We start from the raw sequence: 14,501 nt of genomic DNA on the forward strand, positions 1-14,501 counted from the left end.
TGGAGTTTGGCCGAAGCCAGATTTTCGGACAAATAAACAGAAACACCTAACCGTAATCCATATGCGGGGAACCCAAGCTTTGGTGTTAATCCAAAACCATTTTTATTCTGAATGAAATAATACTGGCCGTGAATTCGGTGCTTCGGTTATAGCTGTTGTAGCTCAGGCTAATGTCTTTAAGTTTGAATTTTCCGAATCCGTATCTAGTGAGAATATCGGAATAAGTGAGTTCTAGCCCGTATTGGTGAGCGTCAAAAGCCGAAAGGTCATAATCCGATGTGTAGAATTCGTCCGTTGATAAGTGTTGGTCATACGGAGCGAAATGATCGCTTTCGGTTTGGGTGTAGAATCGGTAGGAAGGCGTGACGGAAAATTGCCCACCGAAAAGCCTCACGGGCATTTCGATATTCGCCGTATGGGAATTGATTCCCCAATCGTCGGAGTAAAAGCGGTAGAAAGTCCGCAAAACGAAGATTTCGCTTATATAATAATTCATCCGGCCCCCGGTAGCTACTTTCAGTCTGCTTGAGGGAAGGCGTTCGATATCGTCGGCCAGCGCAAAATCGTCGATATAGGAGTTTTCTTTGTCTTGGAAATAAACCCTTTGGAAAGGCGTGGAAAGCAATCCGCTCTGGTGGATAACATCGACCAGCAGAATCCCCTGAAGCCTGTCGGTGAAAATTTGGCTTAGGCCGATTCCCGCGGCGTAAGAATTCCGTTTGTCGTCGTCGAGAGTCCGGAAGCCAGGATTATAATCGGGGTTTCCCGTAATGGTGTAGTCTTTCGGGTCGAAGGGTTTTACGTTGGAGTCGTCGTCGCCTCCGGGACCTCCCAGCTCATAAGGGTAAAGTAGCTTCCAAGTGTCGAGAAAGACGCTGGCGTTTATGCTTAGTTCTGTGTTTTTTTCATTGAAGAGCCGAGTGTATCCGCCGCCGAAGCCGAAAGACGTGTAGTCGAACTCGGTGGAAGCGGAGGCTTTTAAAGACCAAATGGAGTTTCTGTCGTCGGAACTGTGGCTGTACGTTGCGGATATTCCCGCCCAAAGATCGCTGCTGGAAGCGCCCGAGCTGGCGTCGTATGGCGAGGCTTTGCCGTCGTCCAGGGGGTTGATGTTGCTGGAAGAGGCGGAAGAATAGGCGGAGATACCGACGTCGAGAGTCAGAACGTCATCGTCGTTGAGCGGAATGGAGAGCACTACGGCGCCAGTGGTGTTGGTGATTTTCTCGGAACCTATTCCGCCGCTTACCGCGGCGTGGTCGCCGTCTTGGCTGTAGTAGCTGGACAGGAATTCGATTTCCGTGGCGTCAAGTACCCGCTTTTTGTAGGCGACGGTATCGGAGCTTTGGGCGAAAGCGCTGGCGCATATCGCGCAAAACAATATGATTAAAGGAATGCCCTTTGTCATGTGTCAGGAATTATGTGTTAGTTTTTTGAAGGATCGAAAATCTAGTTGCAACCGCATCCGCCACCTGTTTTTCCACCGTTTGCGCCCGAAGCGGCTTCGCGGTAAGAGTGGAAAGTGGTGATATAGCGATTAGATTTCCTGTCGGATAATTCCATGTCGGGATCGTTGATCATGGCTTTTTCGTATTCTTTTACCGTAGCGCAGGATCCAAGTGCCCAGAGCGTGAGCAGGCAAAGTATGGATATTCTCATGGCTGATTGATTTTGATATTTTTGGAAGTGAAAACGGCGCCCGATTCGTCTATGATCAGGCATTCGGTGCTGGGCATTTGGTCGATCCGGTTGAGTCCGGCTTCGGTCCCCATCACGAAAATGGAAGTGGCCAACGCGTCGGCGATCTCGGCGCTTGGAGCGAAAACCGTTACGCTGACCAAGCCTCTAGCCGGCCAGCCCGTCCGCGGATCGATGATGTGGGCGTAGCGCTTCCCGTCTATCTTGGCGAATTTTTCGTAGTTGCCGGAAGTGACTACGGCGCCACTCGAAATAGGGAGGACGGCCAGCGTTTTCCGTTTGTCGGCGGGATCCGTAATCGCGATTTTCCACTCTTCACCGTCGGGACGGGTTCCCCAAACCCGGAGATCACCCGAGGCGTCGATTATCCCGGCGCCTACGCCTTCGCTGATCAGCATACTCCGGACTCTGTCGGCCACATAGCCCTTGCCGACCGCTCCGAAGCCTATTTTCATGCCTTTGGTTTTGAGGAAAACCGTACTCGCTGTTTTGTCCAAAACAATATTTCTGTAGTCTACCGTGACTACAGATTTCCGGATTTCTGCCTCTGTCGGCAGTTTTTTCATACTTCCGTCGAAGCGCCACAACTTGCCCGCCGAGGCGAAGCTGATGTCGAAAGCGCCGTCGGTGAGTTTGGAAAGCGAGATGGAACGCTCGATCAGTTTAAAGAGTTCTCGATCCACTTTTACGGGCTTTAGGCCCGCGTTTCTGTTTATTTCGGAAGTCTGTGATTTTTTATCCCAGGAGGAAATCAGCGCTTCGACTCTTTTGATCTCGGTTATGGCCAAGTCCAGATATTTCCCGGCTTCTGCGGAATCGTTGGCCATGATTGTGATGGAGAACCGGCCTCCCATCAGTTTTTCTACCCGGGAATAACTTTGTTTGGAAATAGCCTTGGCGGATAGAGGCGGAAGAAACAGCGCACACAGGATTAGCATGAACCGATTCACGGCTTGCCCCCTTCTATCAGTTTGATGTATTCTTTGGCGCTTACTTTTTTGTATCCGAAGCTTCGGATCGTTTTTCCGTTTTTGTCCAAAACCACAACCAGTGGAAAGTGGCCGTTTTTGTTATATCGCTCCGCCAAGAGCTTGTTGTGTTCTTGTTGGGCTTTCGGGAGGGCGTTTTTCTTTCTTTTGGGAAAATCCGCTTTCAGCAAGACCAAGTTCCCTTTGGCGTAATCCGCAAATTCAGGCGAGTTCCAAACTTCCCGTTCCAGCTTTATACATGGCGCGCACCAATCGGAACCCTGGAAGACCAATAAAATCGGCCGGTCTGTTTGCATGGCCTCAGCCTTGGCTTTTTCGAAATCAGTGTTCCATTTTTGGGCAAAGCTTTGTGTTGTCGTGGCACAGATCCATAACAAAATTATTAGGGCGTATTTCATCTTTGTATTGGTTACTTTTCGCTATTATAGATTCATTTGTAATCATTAATTTGATCAGTAAATACGGGGATGAAAAGCTGTGCGAACCGGACTATCTTGATTTATGGATAGCCGACAGAAATATCCTGATGAGCCGAAAAATTGCCCTTTTTCCGACATGTCGGCGTTTTTCGGGCTTTGTCGAAGTATTTTTGGGTTTTGTCGGGTAGTTTGGGAGGTTTGTCATAAAAACTCCCAATGCTTGGAAGGATAGGCTTATTTTAGGTAGCTATGAGTAAGTTATCAAAGACAGAAACATCAACCGATTTTTTGACGAAGTGGAGCGGAAAGCTGGCTATGTACGCTACATTGGCTTTGGTGATGGGCGTTGTGCATTTCCTTGAGGATTTATCGGACAAGGACAACGCTCCCGGAAGGATCGTTATGGAATTTCTGGTCATTGTAATCGGCCTCGGCGTATTTCTTCCGCTTCTAGGAATGTTTTTTTGCTGGGTGAGGAAAGGTTGGTGGGACCGATTCGGAAGAAAAGAAAATTGGAACAGGATACTAACGGCCTTCGTTGCTTTGTATATCGTTGTCCTGCCTCCTATTCTGGCATTTCCTTTTCTATTCATATTCAAAAATCCCTGCTCCGAAGATATTTGGTTAGTGTGGGCGAGCTTCTTTCTGTTTGTGTCCCTGACCGCTACGGTTGAGTCTGTTTGGTTGCTGGTTAAGAGGCGCCGGCAATTGGAAGAGTTGAACAGCCAGTTATTAAGAAGCCATGAGATGGCCAAGTACCAAGCGCTGATGAACCAACTCAACCCCCATTTTCTGTTTAACAGCCTGAATGTGCTGTCGTATATGGTTCATAAGGATCCGATGGGCGCCGAGCGGTTTATCGAAGAGTTGAGTAAGATTTACAGGTATATTCTCCAATTGAACGAAGCCTACTTGGTTCCTCTTGAAAAGGAGCTGGATTTTATTAAATCGTATGTGTATTTGCAGAAAATCCGCTACGGAAACAATCTGATTTTCGAATCTTCGATTGATAGTGAGTCCATAAAGAAAAATATCCCGCCTCTGACTCTGGAGGTGTTGGTGGAGAATGCCATAAAACATAATGCCTTGTCAGAGAGTCGTCCTTTGCGTATTCGTTTGCAGGCAAAAGGAAAAACGCTTTATGTGAGAAACAATATACAGATACGGAACGAACGTGTGGAAAAATCTACGCAAGTGGGTTTGAAGAATCTTAAAGACAAGTTCCTGATTCTTGAGGCGCCGTCGCCTGAGTTTTTTATCGAAAATGATACTTTTATAGCCAAAATACCGCTATTGGACCCAGAGATATGATAAAGGCAGTAATCATTGAAGACGAAGATTTTGCAGTGAATCGTTTGCGCATGTTGCTTGAGGAATCTGCGGACGATGTGGAGATTATCGCCATGCTGGATAGCGTTCAAGATGCCGTCCGTTGGCTTTCGGTGCACGAGGTTGACCTGATTTTTTTGGACATCAACCTATCTGACGGAAACGCGTTCAAGATTTTTGAGCAGGTGGATATAACCACGCCGGTGATCTTTACAACGGCTTATCACGAATATGCGTTGAGGGCCTTTGAACAATACAGTATCGATTATCTGCTCAAACCGATAAGTAGGGAAAAGCTGGGGCAGGCATTGGTGAAATACCGGACGCTCAGGCAAGTTCCCAAGACTTTGGATGAAGATCATTTTAGGCAACTTTTCGAAGAGTTTATGCCCCGGAAATCGAGAAAGAAGCTTATGGTTACTTTGGGCAACAAAATGAAAGTGCTTGGAATTAGGGATATCGCCTATTTTATCTCAGATTCCAAGGTCACTTATGTCCACACTTTCGACAATAAACGCTACCCGGTTGACGCCTCCTTGCGACAGCTGGAATCGGAATTGCCCGAATACGACTTTTTTAGGGTAAACCGTCAATTTTTGATTGGACGGGCGGTTATTACTGAGCTACACTACATTTCGCCGATCCGGGTAAAGGTATTGCTCAGTCTTCCTTCGAAGGAAGAGATTCTTGTGGCCAGGGAGAAAGTCGGTCAATTTAAGAAATGGTTGACCGAATGAAAGTCGCTTTCTTATTCGCTTTACAGACAAAGAATGGGTCCTTACGGCTGATTGATTTTGATATTTTTGGAGGTGAAAACGGCTCCCGATTCATCCACGATCAGACATTCCGTACCGGGCGTCTGGTTTATCAGTTTTAGACCGGCTTTTCTTCCCATAACGAAAATCGATGTCGCTAAAGCGTCGGCGAATTCAGCGACCGGAGCGAAAACAGTGACACTTGCCAAGCCTTTTGGGGACAAACCTGTTTCCGGATCAATGATGTGTGAATGGTGTTGTCCGTCTGTTTTTATGGATACGTGATACTTCTTCGAAGTGGCTACAGCTCCGTTTGGAATAGGCAAAACGGCTAACGTTTTCCGTTGGTCAAAGGGATCGTTAACGGTGACTTTCCAGTTTTCGCCACCTAATTGTTTGCCCCAAACACAAATATCGCCCGAGGCGTCTACCCTTCCGGCGCTTACTCCTTTGGCTATTAATAAGCTTCGGATTTTGTCAAGGGCATAGCCTTTCCCTACCGCCCCGAAGTCGATTTTCATGCCTTTGGTTTTGAGGAAAACTGTGCCCGCATTTTTATCGAGAATAATATTTCTGAATCCGATGGCTCTGGCTGATTTTCGGATTTTTCCCATATCGGACGACTCTGGTATACTCTCTTCTGCTTTCCTTAACTCTTCCGCCGATGCGAAACTAATATCGAAATCCCCGTCGGTTAGTTTGGAAAGAGAGACGGAGCGTTCGATCAGCTTGAAGAGTTCTTTGTCCACTTTTACGGGTTTGACACCTGCGTTTCTGTTGATTTCGGAGGTTTGGGATTTTTCGTCCCAAGAGGAAATAAGCGATTCGATTCTTTTGACTTCGAGTATGGCCAAGTCCAAATATCTTTTCGCTTCAGTGGGGTTTTCCGCCGTTACTGTAATGGAAAAATGGCATCCCATCAGTTGTTCTGCCCGAGAATAGCTTTGCTCCGATGTCGCCTGAGCGGAAAGGAATGACAAGTTTAGTGCAAGCAAAGCTAGTTTGAACCGGATCAAAGTTTACCTCCTTCGATCAGTTTGATGTACTTTTTGACACCCACTTTTTTGTATCCGAGTTTTCGGATTGTGGTTCCGTTTTGGTCCAGAACCACCACCAGCGGGAAGTAGCCGTTTCTGTTATATTGTTCGGCCAAAAATTTATTATGCTTCTGTTGGGCTTTGGTAAGGGCGTTTCTCTTTCTTCTTGGAAAGTCCGCTTTCAGCAAAACCAGATGATTTTTGGCGTAGCTTGCGAATTCTGGCGTGCTCCAAACCTCCCGTTCCAATTTTATGGATCCCGCGTTCCAATCCGATCCCTGAAAAACCAATAAAATGGGGAGACTTTGTTGTGTGGCTTCGGCTTTGGCCGTTTCGAAATCGGTATTCCATTTTTGGGCAGAGCTATGGTTTGTCGTGATGCATATCCATGACAAGACCATTATGGCGAATTTCTTCATTATGTTGTTTGTTGATCGTGATATGAGTTGATTGTAGGGTAGTCGGTAAGCTTTAATTTGAGGAGCAAATACGGGAAGGAAAAATAGAAGTAGCTTAACTGATTTGATCTTTGGCTAACTGTCAGGAATGCCCCGATAAACCGAAAAACCACTTTACCTATCGGCGTTTTGCCTTTCTGTTTTGCTTTGTCGCAGTATTTTCCAGTTTTGTCGGAAGTATTGGGCGGTTTGTCGGAAAAATTAAGGAGCCTTGGTTGAGAATGGGGAATTGATTAATGAAGAGGCTGATAGTGGAGCCGTGATCTGAAGCCACAACGTTTCGGTAATTTTTAATAGGTGAAGAATTGTTTGCGAACAGAAACAATGGTTCAAATATAAAACACATAGACATAAATGATAGGAGCCTTCATCATATGCGGCTAAATTGTGCTTGATCGGAATTAGTTCACTGGAAATTTTTTTGGGATGTTTAGGAGAATCATTTCGGCCAGAATGGCCGCGTTGGGCATTGCCCTCCCATTGTTTTTTGGCTCTTGCCAAAAGAAAAACGGCAACGAAGCGGAAGCCACACAAACGGCTTCGGACAAAGATCTGCCGAACGTAATCTTTATCTTGGCAGACGATATGGGTTACGGCGACTTGAGCGCGCTGAACCCGGAAGCGGGAACGAAGACTACGCACATGGACCGGATTGTGAACGAAGGCATGTATTTCGCCGACGCACACTCAAACTCCGCCGTGTGTACGCCTACCCGCTACGGCGTTTTGACCGGGCGTTACGCCTTCCGTACCCGAATGAAGTCCGGCGTGTTGGTGGGCCACTCGCCGTCGTTGATCGAGCCTGGACGCGAGACTGTGGCCTCGATGCTGCAAGCTTACGGCTACGAAACCGGATGCGTGGGCAAATGGCACCTGGGTCTTGACTGGGCCAAGAAAAACGCTTCGGAGCCTTTGATCACGGGCAATATGTGGAACCAGAAAGGCCGTGACACAAAGAATATCGACTATTCGAAACCGGTACACGGCGGACCGAACGACCACGGCTTCGATTATTCGTACATCATTCCGGCTTCTTTGGATATGGAACCTTACGTTTATCTGAAAGATGGAAAGGTAGAGAATCAGGATATCATAAAAGTGGAGCCTTCGCTGGCGCAAAACGCCGGTCGAGGGGTTTTCTGGCGTGGCGGTGACGCATCTTCGGATTTCAAACACGACAAGGTGATGGACGTAATCACCCAAAAATCTGTCGAGTTTATCAAAAAGGACCGCAACAAGCCGTTCTTCCTGTATTTCCCGCTTACGGCGCCACACACGCCTTGGTTGCCGACGGATAAATTCGCCGGAACCTCAAAGGCCGGCCGTTACGGCGATTTTGTCCAGTTGGTGGATTCCACCGTTGGGCAGGTACTGAAAGCGCTTGACGAAAAAGGCATCGCCGAGAATACTTTGGTGATCGTGACCAGCGACAACGGATCGCACTGGAAGCCTTCGGACAAAAAGGAATACCCGAACCATAAGGCCAACCATGTTTTCAGCGGAATGAAATCCGACGCTTGGGAAGGCGGACACCACGTGCCGTTTATCGCCCGTTGGCCGAAGAAAATCAAGGCCGGGACCAATACGGATCAAATCACTTGTACTACTGACTTGTTCGCTACTTGCGCCGATATCGTAGGTCATAAAATGGCCTTTTCCGAAGCGGAAGACAGCTACAGCTTCCTCCCGAAAATGACAGGCGAGAGCGGTTCGGAATTGAGGCAAGACATTATTCACCACGGAATCGGGGGCATGTTCGCTTACCGCAAAGGAAAGTGGAAATTCATCGACGGAAAAGGATCGGGCGGATGGAGTGACAACGGGAAGTCGGCTACCGAACCCGGCCAGCTTTACGATATGTCTAAGGATATCGGGGAGAGAACAAATCTTTATGCCGAGAATCCCGAGCAGGTGAAAGAGATGAAAGCGACGCTGGAAATGTATAAGAAAGAATTGCGAAGCAGATACTGATCGAATTGGTCCGAAAACCGATTTGGAAAAAATAAAGAAAGCTGTCCCCGAGCGTGGAGACAGCTTTTTTTGATTGTGGAACGGAATTTCTTTTTGGCTTAGAGCGAAGAACCGCTGATAGCCAAGTTTACTTTGAGTTCGAACACGTCGTTGATGGCTTTGTCGCCGAGGTTGTCGAAGAAGCTGCCCGAACCGTAACGTACGTTGTACTCGGCGCGGTCTACGTCGATAGAAGCGGTAGCTGATTTCTTGTCAACTTTAGCTTCGAAAGTGATAGGCTTTGTGATGCTTTTGATAGTCAAGTCACCGGTCACTTTGTAAGTTCCGTCCCCGGCTGAGGCGAATTTTTTGATCTTAAGCGTAGCTGTAGGGAATTTTTCCACGTCAAAGAAATCGGAGTTCTTTAGGTGGCCCACCAAGTAACCGTTTTTAGTTTTGTCTTTGATATCTGTTACGGTGATCGAAGCCATATCGATTACGAATTCTCCGCCAACCGGCTTGTTCTTTTTGAATTCCACTGATCCGCTTTTGATCTGGATCAGGCCGCTGTGGCTAGAACCGGTGATCTTTTTACCGACCCATTCTACCTTCGAGTCGTTGGAGTTTACTGAGAAAGTCTGGGCTTTGGAAACAGCGAAAGCCAAAACGAATACGAGTGAAAGAGCGATCTTTTTCATGGTCATTTTTTTAGGGTAGTTTATGTTCTTAAAATTTATCCTCTCAATTTATCAAGCAAATCTGATAAGATTCTGGCTTCGTCGTCGGTCAATGGTAAATCACTGAGTTCGGAGGCCATAAAAACCTTGTCTATTTCCGTCATGGCTTCCAGTCCGGCGTCGGTGATTCCAAGGTAAACCACCCGGCGGTCCTTGTCGCACCGGAACCTTTCGGCGAGTCCTTTGGCCAGTAGCTTGTCCACCAAACGGGTAGTGTTCGGCGTTTTGTCAACCATCCGCAATTTGACCTCGCTTACCGGCAAATGTTCCGGACGTGAGCCTCTGAGAATCCTGAGGATATTGTACTGTTGCATCGAGATTCCGAACGGCTTAAGTAATTGGTTGTGGATATTTCCGATCCAGCTGGCGGTGAAATTTATGTTCACCAAAGCCTTCACATGGTTATCCTTGAATCCTGATGTCTTGATCTCGTCCTCTATCCTCATTGCTTTTGCGCTTGATTGATGTTGCAATGATAGTTTACATGTAAATTAATAACAAGTAACTATGTTTAATTTTTTTAAATACAATCATAGATAAATCAAATACTGATATTGATTCTAGATAGAAAACGCTGTTTGGAAGGTGTCAGGACGCTTTTGGGACAAAGCGAAAAAAATGAAGGAGAACAAAAAAAATAGGATAGCCTGTCCCAATTCGGAGAATCCGGACTTGGACAGGCTAGCTTTTATCAGATCGGACCCCACTGGATTTCGGCCAAATGACCTTCCTCAAACCAGAGAATCAGCTCCGAGTCGAAAACGTTTACCAGACCGTTCTCCTCGTCTTTTACAGGCTTGCCAAGCTTAAGCTTGTTGGCTGTTTTCACGGCTTCGTCCATAGTCAGGCCGATCATCTTCGTGTCTTTCAGCTTGTATTCGGGAGCACTCACCGAGATGATCCCGAGTTCCCAGCCGTCTTCTTCGAAAAACGACAGGCTGATTTCCATGTCGTCATAATGCCAAGACTCCACTTTGCCCAGCTCGTCGTCTTTCGTGTGCTCCATCTCGTCAGGCTCGCCAAAACAGTCGCGCACGTCGTCGCGGGTATTGCCGAAACGGATAGGGCCCAAGCCCTCGCCGATCAGGATCTGCATTTCATCGGTTTTCATTGTCTGTATCTGTTATTTTGTCAAGTTTCAATCAGTTTTCCGAATCTCTCGTTGAATCCGTCGATGCCTTGCAACCCACCGGTGTGAATCGCTATGACGGTCGAGTTTTCGGGAAAGAATCCCTGGCGGATTTTGTCCGTCAAGGCAAACATCATTTTTCCGGTATAAACGGGATCGAGCGGAATGTCGGTCTCTTTTCTGAACTGGTTAATGAAAGAGATAAGTTCCGGTTTGTGCTTGGCGTATCCGCCAAAATGATAATCGGTCCAGAGCAAGCGGTTGTCAAAGTCAGGAAATTCGGCCTCGGCTAATAGCCTCTTGGCTTCGGCTTCGATAAATTCTCCTCCTTTCAGCACTGGAACGCCAATGGCCGTTTTCTTCTTTCCTATGCCTGTCGATAATCCCGCCAAAGTGCCTGCGGTACCGCATGCTGTTACGATATAATCGAAATCGACATCAATTTCGCTAATCAATTCGGCCACGCCCGGAATGGCGAAGCGGTTGGAGCCTCCTTCGGGAACAAGGTAGAAATCGCCGAAGAGTCGGCCAAGTTCTTGAAGGAATTCTTCGCTGTTTTTGTTTCGGTAATCTGCACGGCTGACAAACTCCAGTTTCATTCCTTGTTTCTCCGCAAACCGCAGAGTCGGGTTCAAAGTTGCGGGTCTCTCCCCTCTTATAACACCAATGGTGTCGATATTATACTCACGTCCGGCCGCCGCCGCCGCAAAAATGTGGTTTGAGAATGCTCCGCCGAAGGTCAGCATCCGGGTGTTGCCCAGACTTTTTGCCTTTTTGATGTTGTATTTCATCTTCCGGAGTTTGTTGCCGGAGATCAGCGGATGGTTCAGATCGTCCCTGAAAACGTAGAGCTTTACGTTTCCTGGCACCAGCGTTTCGGGTATCTGCGTGAGCATAGGTGTCGATTTGCGGGCAAAGGTACAAAAAAACCGCCCGGAGGCGGTGTAGATTTTCGATGTCTTGTTTTCTCTGAATCAATTGAAGCTGGTGTAAACAGGCCTGTGGTCCGACACTTTGGAGTAGTAAGTGTTTTGCACACAATTGAAGGAGGCGGTATTGGCGTTCTCCGTTTCGTCGAAAAGCTCGTTACTTATCAGGATATGGTCGATATGGCTTCGGCCTCTCCATGACCAGTTGTTCGAGGATCCGTCCTCAATATTTTGGTCCGCAAAGCGATAGTTTTCTTTATCGGAAAGAAATACGTCAAAAGTGTCTTCCGAAAGCGTATCGTTCCAGTCGCCCAAAATGATGACCCTGCTGTTTGGATAGTTGGCATCCACAAATTCCTTGACACCTTTGGCTTCGGCCCTGCGTTGGGACGATGTGTCACCGCCGCGACCTTTGGCTTTGAAGTGCAGATCCACGATTAGGTAATCCTTTCCGGAAGCCTTGTGTCTGAAAGTGCCGTAAATAGGATTCCTGTCGGAAGTGAAGTTAGCCGTTTTGGAATCTGGGATATAATCGGTTCCTGACAGTTCCAGCTCATCCGCATTATAGATGAAAGCCAATGCCTGTTTGTCATCGAATTCATTCCAACGGGCGGAGAATTTCCATCCGGGCAACTTGGCCAAGAGCCTGTTCAGCTCATGCGACGAGCTAACTTCTTGCAATGCGACCAGGTCCCATTCGGATTTCAGGATAATATCGGCCACATGATTGGTGCGGGTGGTATCGACATCGTTGCTGTTCCAAGGAACGTCTCCATCCCTAAGCGGGAAATTCCAGAGGTTGAACGTGGCGATGTCCAGTTTGGTGTCTTGGCTGACGGGCAGGCACGGCGTTAAATTCCAGTAAACGCCATAAACTCCTTTGCTGAAGTTGTTGTCATCGATGGGTTTGCTAGGTGTCGGGTCCGTTCCGGAATCGTCACAAGAGGCCAAAAACATAATTAAAGGTGTCAAGGCCAACAGGTACAGAATCCTTTTCATTTCGTTTTAGTTGATTGGTGCGTATGTCTTTCGGTCAAAATAACGAATAAAAATGCGTAGAAGTGTTTTTATGGAGATTGCTTTGCCGGGAAGGAAGATTCTGAGTGAATTAATCATGTTTCATGTAGAAAAAGTGCCTGTTTAAGCATCAGGAAAGAGCCGAAAAAAGTAAGGGGCCGTCGTCCGGCCCCTTTGGATATGGTTCCCCGTCCGGGAACCTCATCGTAACGTTGCAACTTTAATGTCTTATGAACAGTGCCTTAGCCAAAAGGTTTGGGCGAAAGTTGCGTTTTTTTAAATGCTTGGGATAAGCCCGCCGTCAACGGGGAGGTTTGTGCCCGTAATATAAGCCGCTTGTTCCGAAGCGAAGAAGAGAACGGCGTTGGCGGTTTCTTCCGGTTTGGCGAAGCGTTTTGCCGGAATTTCCTTTTTCATTTTCTCCGCTTTTTCGTCGTAGTCGAGTCCGCTTTCCTCAGCGCGTTTTGTGATCAGGGCAAAAAGGCGTTCGGTTTCGGTCAGTCCTGGCAACACGTTGTTTACCGTGATTCCGTAAGGCGCAAGCTCGTTTGACAGCGATTTGGCCCAGCTGGCCACGGCTCCGCGAATGGTGTTGGATACGCCGAGGTTGGCGATCGGGGTTTTTACCGAATAAGAAATAATATTGATAAAACGTCCGAAACGGCGCTCTGTCATGCCTTGCGCCACATGTTGGGCGATTAGTTGGTTGCAGACCAAGTGGGCCTCGAAGGCGTGAATGAATGCGTCGGGTGAGGCGCTGAGCGTAGTGCCGGGAGCGGGGCCTCCAGTATTGTTAACCACGATGTCGATAGCCGTATCGCCAAGGTTTTCGGCGAGGGCCTTGCTCACTTGGGCGGGCTGATAGAAATCGGCTACCAAAAAACCGTGTTTTTGTCCTTGTTCCGCAGGAAGCGAAGCTATGGTGTCGGCAAGTTTTTTCTCGTCGCGGGCGAAGATGATCACTTCGGCTCCGGCCTCGGCCATGGCTACAGCTACGGCCTTGCCAATCCCGTCGGTACCGCCACAGACTAAGGCGCGTTTGTTTTCGAAACTTATATGCATTGCTAAGATTTTGTTTTCCCTCTAATATCGTCATTTCCGGGCTTTACGCACAGCCTTGGAAACGTTTGTTGGAATACCGGGTGTAGTTTTCGAAACGAAATTTGCACGCTGTAGAGTCAAAATTCTGCGATAACAATAAAAGCCTTCCAAAATCAAGGAAGGCTTCTTTTAAGTCGCTTTTTGTACTCCTATTCTTTTCCGCTCGGTTTTAATGGAGTCTCGGGCACCGAATGAGGTTCCGACGGGCGAAGCGGTATAGCCGGCGTCACGTCCGGTTTTTGAAGCGGGTATCCCGGAATAGTGTGATGATGCGGGTGCGGATATGGATAAGGGTACGGATATGGATACGGATACGGATTCGGGTTCCAACCCGGCCCCCAGCCCCAATACGGGTGCGGATGGTAATAGTGGTAATGGTAATGAGCGGGAGGTGCCGCTGACTGGGAACATGCGCCAAGCGTAAACAACAGAGCGCAAGTAACCAACAGAGGTAAAAGGTTTCTTTTCATAAATCGCATGGTGCGTGTTAGCTGGTTTACATGCTAACTTTCGCACCTGAGCGATTGTTCGTTTTGGAAAAACTAGGCTTTCGGGGTGGAACCTTTGCAGAAATGCCAGTCGCCCCCATATTTTTTGAATGATGAGCGCTCTGCGTGGTATTTCCTTATACCGCCTTCTTTATAGTATGCCTTGAAGCTTACGACGTCTCTTTTGGCTGTGGTTGATTCGCTTCCTTTCTCTACTATTTCCAAGCCGTCCCACTCGGTTTCTTTAGACCAAGAGGCCAGTTGGGCGAAGTTATAATTCTTGCGGAAATCCGGATGGGTGGTCTTTTTGATATAATCAATATCCCGAATGACATAGGCGCAGTAACGGCTTTTCATTAGTTCCAGCGCCGTTTGGGCTTTTCTGGAGCCTGAGTGAAGCCCGCCGCAACAGTCTTTATAGCTTTTGCCCGATCCGCAGGGGCATAGGTCTTTTGGCTCTTCCATGCG

17 protein-coding genes are annotated in these 14,501 nt (G+C 47.7%); 3 read left to right on the plus strand and 14 right to left on the minus strand.

Going from position 1 to position 14,501, the window contains the following annotated elements; translation table 11 throughout:
• Positions 1-85 precede the first annotated feature (85 nt).
• From AABK39_RS01315 to AABK39_RS01330, 4 genes are read right to left on the minus strand one after another with little or no spacing between them, the layout of a single operon-like run.
• Complete coding sequence (locus AABK39_RS01315; RefSeq protein WP_338393141.1) at positions 86-1,405, minus strand: DUF3570 domain-containing protein; 1,320 nt, start codon at positions 1,403-1,405, stop codon at positions 86-88.
• Positions 1,406-1,446: 41 nt separating this feature from the next.
• Positions 1,447-1,656 carry a DUF4266 domain-containing protein gene (locus AABK39_RS01320; protein ID WP_338393142.1) on the minus strand — a complete coding sequence of 70 codons (210 nt, stop codon included), beginning with the start codon at positions 1,654-1,656 and terminating at the stop codon, positions 1,447-1,449.
• A complete protein-coding gene (locus tag AABK39_RS01325) occupies positions 1,653-2,633 on the minus strand; it encodes an FAD:protein FMN transferase (RefSeq protein WP_338393143.1) in 981 nt (326 codons plus the stop codon). The genes AABK39_RS01320 and AABK39_RS01325 overlap by 4 nt, the downstream gene beginning before the upstream one ends.
• Positions 2,634-2,641: 8 nt before the next feature.
• Entirely contained in the window at positions 2,642-3,082 is a 441-nt protein-coding gene (locus AABK39_RS01330; protein WP_338393144.1) for a thioredoxin family protein, read from the minus strand.
• Positions 3,083-3,352: 270 nt separating this feature from the next.
• On the opposite strand from AABK39_RS01330, the gene AABK39_RS01335 reads away from it, so the two are divergent.
• Together AABK39_RS01335 and AABK39_RS01340 are read left to right on the plus strand one after the other, a co-directional pair.
• Positions 3,353-4,414 carry a sensor histidine kinase gene (locus AABK39_RS01335; RefSeq protein ID WP_338393145.1) on the plus strand — a complete coding sequence of 354 codons (1,062 nt, stop codon included), beginning with the start codon at positions 3,353-3,355 and terminating at the stop codon, positions 4,412-4,414.
• Positions 4,411-5,169, plus strand: coding sequence for a LytR/AlgR family response regulator transcription factor (locus AABK39_RS01340; RefSeq protein ID WP_338393146.1), 759 nt, complete (start codon positions 4,411-4,413; stop codon positions 5,167-5,169). The genes AABK39_RS01335 and AABK39_RS01340 overlap by 4 nt, the downstream gene beginning before the upstream one ends.
• A 41-nt stretch (positions 5,170-5,210) precedes the next feature.
• Here AABK39_RS01340 and AABK39_RS01345 read toward each other — a convergent pair whose 3' ends face one another.
• The gene (locus tag AABK39_RS01345; protein WP_338393147.1) at positions 5,211-6,182 is read right to left on the minus strand and encodes an FAD:protein FMN transferase; all 972 of its coding nucleotides are present in this window, start codon (positions 6,180-6,182) and stop codon (positions 5,211-5,213) included.
• Between the two features lie 17 nt (positions 6,183-6,199).
• Positions 6,200-6,643 (minus strand): thioredoxin family protein, encoded by a 444-nt coding sequence (locus tag AABK39_RS01350; RefSeq protein ID WP_338393148.1) that lies wholly within the window; start codon positions 6,641-6,643, stop codon positions 6,200-6,202.
• Positions 6,644-7,108: 465 nt separating this feature from the next.
• On the opposite strand from AABK39_RS01350, the gene AABK39_RS01355 reads away from it, so the two are divergent.
• The gene (locus tag AABK39_RS01355; protein WP_338393149.1) at positions 7,109-8,653 is read left to right on the plus strand and encodes a sulfatase family protein; all 1,545 of its coding nucleotides are present in this window, start codon (positions 7,109-7,111) and stop codon (positions 8,651-8,653) included.
• Positions 8,654-8,751: 98 nt separating this feature from the next.
• On the opposite strand, the gene AABK39_RS01360 is transcribed toward AABK39_RS01355, so the two are convergent.
• From AABK39_RS01360 to AABK39_RS01395, 8 genes are all read right to left on the minus strand, one after another.
• Positions 8,752-9,330 carry a YceI family protein gene (locus AABK39_RS01360; RefSeq protein ID WP_338393150.1) on the minus strand — a complete coding sequence of 193 codons (579 nt, stop codon included), beginning with the start codon at positions 9,328-9,330 and terminating at the stop codon, positions 8,752-8,754.
• A gap of 35 nt (positions 9,331-9,365) precedes the next feature.
• Positions 9,366-9,815, minus strand: a complete 450-nt coding sequence (locus AABK39_RS01365) for a MarR family winged helix-turn-helix transcriptional regulator (protein WP_338393151.1) — start codon at positions 9,813-9,815, stop codon at positions 9,366-9,368.
• A 245-nt stretch (positions 9,816-10,060) separates the two neighbouring features.
• Positions 10,061-10,480, minus strand: coding sequence for a hypothetical protein (locus AABK39_RS01370; RefSeq protein ID WP_338393152.1), 420 nt, complete (start codon positions 10,478-10,480; stop codon positions 10,061-10,063).
• Positions 10,481-10,500: 20 nt separating this feature from the next.
• Positions 10,501-11,394 (minus strand): 1-aminocyclopropane-1-carboxylate deaminase/D-cysteine desulfhydrase, encoded by an 894-nt coding sequence (locus AABK39_RS01375; protein WP_338393153.1) that lies wholly within the window; start codon positions 11,392-11,394, stop codon positions 10,501-10,503.
• 78 nt (positions 11,395-11,472) lie between these two features.
• The gene (locus tag AABK39_RS01380) at positions 11,473-12,426 is read right to left on the minus strand and encodes an endonuclease/exonuclease/phosphatase family protein (protein WP_338393154.1); all 954 of its coding nucleotides are present in this window, start codon (positions 12,424-12,426) and stop codon (positions 11,473-11,475) included.
• 294 nt (positions 12,427-12,720) lie between these two features.
• A complete protein-coding gene (locus AABK39_RS01385; RefSeq protein WP_338393155.1) occupies positions 12,721-13,506 on the minus strand; it encodes an SDR family oxidoreductase in 786 nt (261 codons plus the stop codon).
• Between the two features lie 188 nt (positions 13,507-13,694).
• A complete protein-coding gene (locus AABK39_RS01390) occupies positions 13,695-14,015 on the minus strand; it encodes a hypothetical protein (RefSeq protein ID WP_338393156.1) in 321 nt (106 codons plus the stop codon).
• A 72-nt stretch (positions 14,016-14,087) separates the two neighbouring features.
• The gene (locus tag AABK39_RS01395) at positions 14,088-14,498 is read right to left on the minus strand and encodes a YchJ family protein (protein ID WP_338393157.1); all 411 of its coding nucleotides are present in this window, start codon (positions 14,496-14,498) and stop codon (positions 14,088-14,090) included.
• Positions 14,499-14,501 lie beyond the last annotated feature (3 nt).

Origin of the sequence: Fulvitalea axinellae (assembly GCF_036492835.1) — a bacterium.
Classification (GTDB): domain Bacteria; phylum Bacteroidota; class Bacteroidia; order Cytophagales; family Cyclobacteriaceae; genus Fulvitalea; species Fulvitalea axinellae.

Excerpts from the sequence above, each read along its gene's own strand:
- AABK39_RS01390 (WP_338393156.1), bottom strand. The coding sequence starts at position 14,015 with ATGAAAAGAAACCTTTTACCTCTGTTGGTTACTTGCGCTCTGTTGTTT.
- AABK39_RS01385 (WP_338393155.1), bottom strand. The coding sequence starts at position 13,506 with ATGCATATAAGTTTCGAAAACAAACGCGCCTTAGTCTGTGGCGGTACC.
- AABK39_RS01340 (WP_338393146.1), top strand. The coding sequence starts at position 4,411 with ATGATAAAGGCAGTAATCATTGAAGACGAAGATTTTGCAGTGAATCGT.
- AABK39_RS01375 (WP_338393153.1), bottom strand. The coding sequence starts at position 11,394 with ATGCTCACGCAGATACCCGAAACGCTGGTGCCAGGAAACGTAAAGCTC.
- AABK39_RS01360 (WP_338393150.1), bottom strand. The coding sequence starts at position 9,330 with ATGAAAAAGATCGCTCTTTCACTCGTATTCGTTTTGGCTTTCGCTGTT.
- AABK39_RS01380 (WP_338393154.1), bottom strand. The coding sequence starts at position 12,426 with ATGAAAAGGATTCTGTACCTGTTGGCCTTGACACCTTTAATTATGTTT.
- AABK39_RS01365 (WP_338393151.1), bottom strand. The coding sequence starts at position 9,815 with ATGAGGATAGAGGACGAGATCAAGACATCAGGATTCAAGGATAACCAT.
- AABK39_RS01355 (WP_338393149.1), top strand. The coding sequence starts at position 7,109 with ATGTTTAGGAGAATCATTTCGGCCAGAATGGCCGCGTTGGGCATTGCC.
- AABK39_RS01350 (WP_338393148.1), bottom strand. The coding sequence starts at position 6,643 with ATGAAGAAATTCGCCATAATGGTCTTGTCATGGATATGCATCACGACA.
- AABK39_RS01330 (WP_338393144.1), bottom strand. The coding sequence starts at position 3,082 with ATGAAATACGCCCTAATAATTTTGTTATGGATCTGTGCCACGACAACA.
- AABK39_RS01335 (WP_338393145.1), top strand. The coding sequence starts at position 3,353 with ATGAGTAAGTTATCAAAGACAGAAACATCAACCGATTTTTTGACGAAG.
- AABK39_RS01395 (WP_338393157.1), bottom strand. The coding sequence starts at position 14,498 with ATGGAAGAGCCAAAAGACCTATGCCCCTGCGGATCGGGCAAAAGCTAT.
- AABK39_RS01320 (WP_338393142.1), bottom strand. The coding sequence starts at position 1,656 with ATGAGAATATCCATACTTTGCCTGCTCACGCTCTGGGCACTTGGATCC.
- AABK39_RS01315 (WP_338393141.1), bottom strand. The coding sequence starts at position 1,405 with ATGACAAAGGGCATTCCTTTAATCATATTGTTTTGCGCGATATGCGCC.
- AABK39_RS01370 (WP_338393152.1), bottom strand. The coding sequence starts at position 10,480 with ATGAAAACCGATGAAATGCAGATCCTGATCGGCGAGGGCTTGGGCCCT.
- AABK39_RS01325 (WP_338393143.1), bottom strand. The coding sequence starts at position 2,633 with ATGCTAATCCTGTGTGCGCTGTTTCTTCCGCCTCTATCCGCCAAGGCT.